This is a genomic window from Sabulibacter ruber, from assembly GCF_017355955.1.
GTDB lineage: Bacteria > Bacteroidota > Bacteroidia > Cytophagales > Hymenobacteraceae > Nibribacter > Nibribacter ruber_A.
The window spans coordinates 1,123,528-1,131,446 of sequence record NZ_JAFFID010000002.1 but is presented as its reverse complement, the minus strand read 5'-3'; the positions used below and the strand labels follow the sequence as shown (position 1 = coordinate 1,131,446).

Genomic DNA, 7,919 nt, shown 5'->3' with positions numbered 1-7,919 from the left:
TCGAAGATGAGGTAGCCGCCCAGCACCGGGGCGATGGTGGTGCCCAGGGAGTTGAGCGCCTGCGTCAGGTTCATGCGGCTGGAGGAGGACTCCGGCGGGCCCAGGATGGAGACGTAGGGATTGGCCGTGATCTGCAGCACCGTGATGCCGGAGGCCAGCACGAACAGCGCGCCCAGGAACAGGCCGTAGGAGTGCGAGTCGGCCGCGGGCAGGAACAGCAGGCAGCCCAGCGCCGTCACCGCCAGGCCCACGATGATGCCGTTCTTGTAGCCGATCCTGAGGATCGGGTCGCCCTTGGTCACCGAGATAATGAAGTAGAGGAGCGAGACGATGAAGTAGGCCCCGAAGAAGGCCGTCTGGATGAGCATCGCCTGCCAGTTCTGCAGCGTGAAGACCTGCTGCAGCTTGGGGATGAGGATGTCGTTCATGCACGTGATGAAGCCCCACATGAAGAACAGCAGCGTCACCACCATCAGCGGGCCCGTGTAGCTCTTGCCCGCGGGGGCCACCGCCTCCGCGGCAGCCGAGGCCGTGCGGGCGCTGTTTGAGATTCCTGCCATGAAATTGTCTGGATTTTTGGTGAAAGGGAAAGGCATGCTCCAGTTGCGCAGAACATGCCGGGAAAAGGTAAATGGTAAAAAGTAAAAAAATACGGCGTACCAGCCCTGGTGATAACCAACGCATCCACCACTCCGTGTTTCAGGGCTACTTCTGTAAAATCAGCCCTGAAACCCGGAAATAGCCTGCGTTTAAATAGCACCATTGAAAGCAAATGGCCACCTTACGGCAGCCATCTACGGCTAATACGCCTTCAAGTATACAGTTTTCTACTCAGACTTCGGTGGAAAATAAGCCAGCCCGCCTCCTGCCCAGAATCATTCAGGGACTTAACCGCTTATTGGTCAGCAGACTTGCACCGGCCGTAGCGTTTCCTGAATTCCTGGGGTGTACAGGCGTGGGTGCGCCGGAAAATACGGTTGAAGTACGAGGGCTGGTTAAAGCCGCAGGCCAGGGCAATCTGCGTGATGGGCTGGGACGTTTGCACCAACATGCGCGTGGCGTGCCCCAACCGAATGGCATGCAGGTTTTCCACAAAGGTTTTCCCGGTCCGTTGTTTCAGGAATCGGCAGAAAGACTCTTCGGCCATGTCTACCAGTTCCGCCACCTCGGCCAGCCGCACTTCTTCCCGGTAACAAGCCTGGAGGTATTGCAGCACTTTCTCTACCTTCACATTAGATTGAAACCTGGGCCCAAGCGCATAGGTGGCCGGCAAAGAAGTTACCGTCACGCTCATTTGCCACTTCTGGCGGCAAAGCCAGCTTTTTGTTGCAAGGCCTCTACCGCCCCGGCCAGGTATACCAACGGCGCGTTCCAGTTGATGGCGATTTCGTTGGAAGCGTAGGAACAATCCACATCCAGGTACATTTCATCGGGAGAAGTAGCCGTGTAGCCTTCGCACTTGTCTTGTTTGTTCGCCTGCCCGTTTGTTCCGCCCGACAGCAAACCGGGAACGGGCTCCTTGATGCCATCGGCGATGGACGGACGGTGGTGTGGGTTCATGGTAGCTTTGTCGCCGTATCCGGTCACAAAGGAGTAGCCCACGGCGTTGCGGCCCAAGAGGTAATCCAGGTTGGAAAGGGCAGCTTGCAGGTACTTTTTATCGCCAGTTTGCAGATACGCCTGCACCAGAGTGATGCCCTGGTTTGCGGCTACAGAGCTACTGCCCCAGATGTAATCCTGTGCCACACGGCCCATCACTGTCCGGTAGGCTCCCTGGTTGGCACCGGTTACCATGTCATCGGCTAGCTGCAGAAGGCGCTTCTTTAGCTCGGGCAGGTCTTTCTGGGCAGCAGGGCTTAGGTTGTCTTTGTGTCTGAGTAAGGTGTAATAGCCTAACAAACGCACCTGCGGCCAGCTGGGCAGGGGCATGTTGGCATCGGGGAATATGGAGACCGCGGTGTAGTACTTGTCTTGCTTGGTGGTGGCGTACAGCTCGGCGGCGGCCCAGATGAACTCGTCGCTCACGTCACGGTCGCCGTAGGTTCCGGTGCTGATATCTGGGTCAAAGCTTTTATTGATGGCCTCCTGCTCATAAAGCACCTTCGGGTTTTTCTGGGCCCATTCCCAGGCCCGCACTGCGGCGGTCAGGCAGGAATCAGCCAAACCGGGGAATTCTTTAGGGAAGTTTTTGTACACACGGCTGGCCTGGGCCATAACGGCGGCAAAGTCCAGCGCGGCGGCGGTGCTTTTCTGCACTACGTACCTTGGGTTGGTGGCTTTGTTTGGCATGACCATGCCGTCAAAAGACGGGTTGGTGAGTTTGTGGTACACGCCTCCGTCATTGGGGTCCTGCATGGTCTGCATCCAGCGCAGGTTCCACATCACCTCATCCAATAAATCAGGCACGGTGTTGTTGCTTTCCGGGATGTTGAGGTTCTGCGTCTTATAGAAAGCCGGAAAATCCTCGTACGCCGACAGCATGGTGCCCATGGTAATGCCGCTGTTCACAATGTACTTGTTGTAGTCACCGGCATCATACCAACCCAGCGGGGAAGAAATGACCGTTCCGGCGGGGCGCTGCGCCGAGGCCGCCGAGGGATGCACCAAAACCTTGGTATCTGGGTGCCCGGCCGGCCGGTGCCATTTGCCCGCGTACTTCTCGGGTAGGTCGATGGCGGTACGCTGGTAATAGAACCCTTTGATAGACGCGGCGGCTACTCCTTTGTGCACATCGGGCTTTATTTCAAAGGTATAAGAACGGCCCACCTCCGGAATTTCCAGCACGTAGGTGCCGGGCGTGCTGAAGTCGCTGAAATCTGCCACGCGGGTAGGCCGTTTGGAAAGTTCGGCGGGCTTCACCTCAGAGAGCTGCCCGGTGTACACGGTTTTGGCTTTATCGGCGGATTTCAGGAAGAACTTGCCGCCTTTGTTCTCGCCCACCACTACGGCTATTTTAGAGGCGTTTGGGTAAAAACCCAACTGATTCAGACGGATGGCCTCTTGCCCTTTCACCGTCTGCGGTGAATTCTGGGCGTTGGCGCAGGAAAAAGAAAGGCAAAGAAATGCTCCCGTGAGGGCTTTGGAGAAAGTACGCATGTTCTATCGTTACGGGGTATGGTTGAAAATCAGGTAAGGGGATAACAGAGTTGAAACCGGCAGACAACTCACCGGGCATCTGCCAGATACCAGGATTCAACGTCTGCCGGTTTCTGCTAAAGTAACACTCCCCTGCGGCTCACAGGTGTACCAAATGTTTCAAATGTATCCCTGTGATGTTAACCCCGCCGTTTTTGCCCTGTTTTCCCAGAAAACCCCGGAAACGGGTACTCTCCCACGTGCCCTATTCCTGCGCTTGTACTTCTTTTTCTTTCAGGCTTTCTGCGTAGTGCGAGGGCAGGATGTTGTACTCCTCTTTGAAGTATTTGGTGAAGTACTTCCGGTTGTTGAACCCTACTTTGTACGCCACCTCGGCTACGGTCAACTGGCTTTTCTCCAGGTACTGCGCGGCGTGCTGCAAGCGAATCTTCCGGATAAACTCCACCGGCGACTGCCCCGTGATGGCCAACAGCTTTTTATATAAGTGTACCCGGCTCACACCCAACTCCCGGCTCATTTCCTCAACAGAGAGGTCTGGGTTAGACAGGTTATCTTCCACCAGTTTAATGGCTTTCTGCACCAGTTTATCATCCAAAGAGACAATCTCGTTTTCGCTGGCCTGTACGCTGATTTTCTTCTCAAACACCTTCTGCAACAGCTCGCGCTGCGAAATCAGGTTCCTGATTCTGGAAAGCAGAATGTCAAAATTGAAAGGCTTGGTGAGGTAATCGTTGGCTCCTACGTCCAATCCTTTGAGCTTTTTCTCATCAGAGGCGTGGGCGGTGAGCAACACAAACGGAATCTGCGAGGTGCGGGCATCGGCTTTGATTTTCTTGCAGAACTCCATGCCGTCTACTTCCGGCATCATGAGGTCACTCACAATAAGGTCTGGCAAATGAGCCAGTGCTTTCTGCCAGCCCTCTTTCCCGTCGCTGGCTTCCAGAATGTTGAAATGTGGCCGCAGGCTGTCTTTCAGATAGAACCTGAAATCTTCGTTGTCTTCTGCAATGAGCACCAGGGGTTTGTTCTCTGTAAAGGCTTGGGTATTTCCTTTCTTAGGCGCTGCTTCCGAGGGTTCCGGCACCCTTTCCGGCTCTACTGAAACCTCCTCTGCAACAGGCTTATGACTCAGTTCTTTCACTGGCAAGGTTACAGTAAAACAGCTTCCTTTTCCGGGGGTGCTGTCTACGGTTATCATGCCGCCGTGCAAACTCACAAACTCCTGCACCAAGGCTAAGCCAATGCCACTGCCCTGGTTCATCATGTGGCTGGGCACCGTATCCCGGAAGAACCGTTCAAAAATCTTCTTGTGGTTTTCTTTGGCAATGCCAATGCCCGTATCCTTCACCTTGATCTCCAGAATTTTAATTCCCTCAGAAGAAGAATCATTGTGGTGGCAGTTCAGCTCCACTTCTATGCGGCCCTGTTCCGGCGTGAACTTAAAGGCATTGGAAAGCAGGTTGAACAGAATTTTCTCCAGTTTGTCTTTATCGAAAGAAATGAACAGCTCTTTCAGGCTGGAAGTGAAGGTCAGCGTGATGTTCTTCTTGTCTGATAAATCCACGAAGGAATCAACGGTTTCCTGCACAAACGTGACCACATTGCCCTCAGACGGCGAAAGCCTGAGATCCTCCACATCCATTTTCTTGAAGTCCAGCAACTGGTTCACCATGTTCAACAGGCGCTTCGCATTTTTGTTGATCATCTGGAACTGTAGCTGCAACTCGGGATCCTGGGTGGTTTTCAGGAGCTTTTCAATGGGCGCCAGAATAAGCGTGAGCGGCGTACGGAACTCATGGCTTACGTTGGTGAAGAACTTGATTTTCATGAGGTCCAGCTCATGCAACTGCCGGGCTTCTCTGCGCTCCTGCTCCAGCGCGAACCTGGCAATGGCTTTGCGCAGTTCCAGGCGTCTAACCAGGACAAGGCCGGCTATGACCACCAGGCCATACAGCAGGAAAGCCAGCGGCGTCTGCCAGAAAGGCGCCAGCACCGTGATCTTCATGGTAGCCCCGGTTTGGGTCCAGACGCCATCGTTGTTGGCCGCCAACACCTTAAATTCATACTCGCCGGGGTCAAGGTTGGTGTAGGTGATTCTGCGGGTATTGGCATCGGTGGTGTGCCACTCTTTGTCAAAGCCCTCCAGTTTGTAGCGATACCGGTTTTTCTCTGGATGGATGAAATTCAGGGCCGAGAACTCAATAGAAAACAGGTTCTCATCGTGCTCCAGCGTCATTTCCTTTGTATCTGAAATGGTTTGGGTAAGGATGACTCTGTTGTTGACCGGCTGGTTAGGCTCCAGGGATTTGTTGAACAACTGAAAATCTGTGAACACCACCTGTGGGGCTGTTCTGTTCTTTCCGATGCCGTTTGGCAAAAACAGGTTAAAACCGTTGGAGCCACCCAGCAGAATCTCTCCCCGGCGGGTGGTCAGGGCCGCATTCTCATTGAAGGCTTTTCCCTGCAAGCCATCTAGTTCATCATAGTTCCGGAAATCATAGCGGTAGCCGTTTTTATCTTTATGAACAAGCAGGTTGGAGATGCCGTTGTGCGTACTCACCCACAGATTGCCGCTTTTATCCTCCAGAATGGTAGTAATGGTATTGTTGGGCAGCCCGTTTTTGGTGGTAAAGTGCGTAAAGGAATTCTCTTTCTCGTTGTACAGGTCCAGCCCTTCGGTAGTGCCTATCCAGAGATTGTTCCGGCGGTCTCTGTGGATGAAGGTAATGCTGTTGCTGATAAGGCTTTTGGGGTTCTTAGCATCATGGAAGAAATAGGTGCTCTTGCCGGTTTCTTTGTTGATCACGTCAATGCCGTACCCGCCACCTACCCACAGGTTCCCCTGACGGTCCTCGGCCATGGAAGTTATGTAATTGCAGTGTACCGGAAACTTACCCATACCCACCGCAGAATGGATGAACCCGTTCTGCTGCGGATTAAACAACTCAAGCCCACCTCTCAAAGTACCCACCCACAGGTTCCCCTTGGAGTCTTCGTACAGTTCCCAGATGCTGTTATCTGCCAGGCTTTCGGGCTTGCCCAGTTCATTTTTGAAGTGGGTGAAGGTTTTGCCGTCAAACTTGTCAAGGCCGCCCAGGTAAGTCCCTATCCACAGGTTGTCTTTCTTATCTAGCAACAGACTCACCACCACGTCGCTGGAGAGGCTGTTGGCATTGGCCGGGTTGTGGTTGAACCGGGTGTAGGTGCCTAGCTGCCGGTCATAGTACAGGAGCCCGCCGCCGTTAGTACCAATCCAGAGATTGCCCTTTTTATCCTCGGCGAAAGCGTTGATGTCATCAAAAGGAAGGCTACCCGGAATAGAAGTATTGTGCTTGAAGTGCGGGAACCGCACAATGTTTTTGTGGTAGTAGTTGATGCCTTTCTTGAAGGTTCCTACCCAGATAATGCCTTCGTTGTCTTTGTATAGCGCATGAATACTGTTATGCACCAGGCTTTTGTCCATTTCCTCGTCATGCCGGATGTACTGCACCGTGAAGGTTTTCTTATCCAGCAGGTTGATGCCGCCGTGATCAGTGCCTATCCAGATTTTCCCGGGGTCGCCTTCAATGAGGGCCCGCACCATGTTGTTGTTCAACTTTATGGGCGAGGAGCCTTTGTGCAGGTGCCGGAGCGTTTTTGAGGCGTTTTCATAAAAATAGACGCCATGCTCCCGCTCGCGCACATACAGCCAAAGGTCGTTTCCAGAGTCTACGGTGAGAGCGTAATCCAGGGCCTCGCGACTATAGGTGCGGTAGATCTCGTCGTTGCGCTGGGTTACTTTCAGGGTTTTGCGGTCCAGTTTCTCCAGGATGCCGTTTTTATGGATTACCCACAATTCGCCCAGGGTATTCTGCCCGATGGCCGAGATGTTGTTGGTGCTGAGGCTGCTTTTGGAGGAGAAGTTGTGTTTCAGGTGCACCGAGGCTTTGGTGCGCGGATTATACTTTGCCAGTCCCTGCCCGGCGACCACAAACCAAAAGTTACCGTCTTGGTCTTTCAGGAGGTCTTCCACTACGCCGGCAGGTAGTTTGTATTGTTTTTGAAACGTTTCCTGGTTCCGGTAGAAACGTTCGGTGCGCGGGTCAAAAACACAGGTTCCCTGGGAGGTCTGCACCCAGATTCTACCGTCCGGCCCTTCTAATAACTTAGTCACATCATTGCTCAGGAGAGAAGTAGTATCATCAGACTGGTACTTGTACACCTTCAGTTTGTAGCCATCGTAGCGGTTGAGTCCGCCGGCTACTGTGCCCACCCACAGGTACCCGCGGCTATCTTTCAGAAAGCACTTTACCTGGTTACTGGAGAGCCCCTGGTTTATGTCAATCACCGAAAACCGGTACCGCTGCGGAGACTGGGCATGCGCCTGCGTGAACCAACACAGGAAAACCAACGCCACTACAATCTTTCTAACAAAACCCATAGGTGACATAACGTGGGAAATAAACCTGAACATGGAGAGCGCACCTTTCACAAAGCCGCCGGAAACGAGTTAACATTACGTCCCTCTCCGGCAATGCCCCTTCGTTTTCCGGGAGCACTGGATTGGGCCTGTTTTTTGAAAAACTAACCCAAAACACCCTTTGCATTCCTCCTCTTCCGGCAGGCACTCTTTGTAAAAATACTAAATGCTTAAGTCACTAACAGACAATCTTGAATTTATATTCAAAAAAATTGACCTGTTTCTACCAACCTCACAACATTTTTTCCTCAAAGGTATCTTGCCTAAGCGCTCCCCGGAAGTATCAAATGTTTCCTTTTAAGGCCTCATTTGTTAAGCAGGCCATTTATCATCCATCACCCATGGGAAAGATGCTTTATACTTG

The 7,919-nt window shown here is 52.9% G+C and carries 4 protein-coding genes; all 4 read right to left on the bottom strand.

The window, feature by feature from the left end; all coding sequences use genetic code 11:
- A partial coding sequence (locus JT719_RS15830; RefSeq protein WP_341350771.1) for an MFS transporter occupies positions 1-560 on the bottom strand: 560 nt, incomplete at its 3' end.
- A 335-nt stretch (positions 561-895) separates the two neighbouring features.
- On the bottom strand, positions 896-1,294 hold the full coding sequence (locus JT719_RS15825; RefSeq protein ID WP_207434287.1) for a helix-turn-helix domain-containing protein: 399 nt from the start codon (positions 1,292-1,294) through the stop codon (positions 896-898).
- A complete protein-coding gene (locus JT719_RS15820; RefSeq protein ID WP_207434286.1) occupies positions 1,291-3,096 on the bottom strand; it encodes a glycoside hydrolase family 9 protein in 1,806 nt (601 codons plus the stop codon). The genes JT719_RS15825 and JT719_RS15820 overlap by 4 nt, the downstream gene beginning before the upstream one ends.
- Before the next feature lie 244 nt (positions 3,097-3,340).
- The gene (locus JT719_RS15815) at positions 3,341-7,516 is read right to left on the bottom strand and encodes a hybrid sensor histidine kinase/response regulator transcription factor (RefSeq protein WP_207434285.1); all 4,176 of its coding nucleotides are present in this window, start codon (positions 7,514-7,516) and stop codon (positions 3,341-3,343) included.
- Positions 7,517-7,919: the final 403 nt, after the last annotated feature.

Bases quoted from the DNA above. Each gene is read 5' to 3' on its own strand.
- JT719_RS15825 (WP_207434287.1), bottom strand. From the start codon at position 1,294: ATGAGCGTGACGGTAACTTCTTTGCCGGCCACCTATGCGCTTGGGCCC.
- JT719_RS15820 (WP_207434286.1), bottom strand. From the start codon at position 3,096: ATGCGTACTTTCTCCAAAGCCCTCACGGGAGCATTTCTTTGCCTTTCT.
- JT719_RS15815 (WP_207434285.1), bottom strand. From the start codon at position 7,516: ATGGGTTTTGTTAGAAAGATTGTAGTGGCGTTGGTTTTCCTGTGTTGG.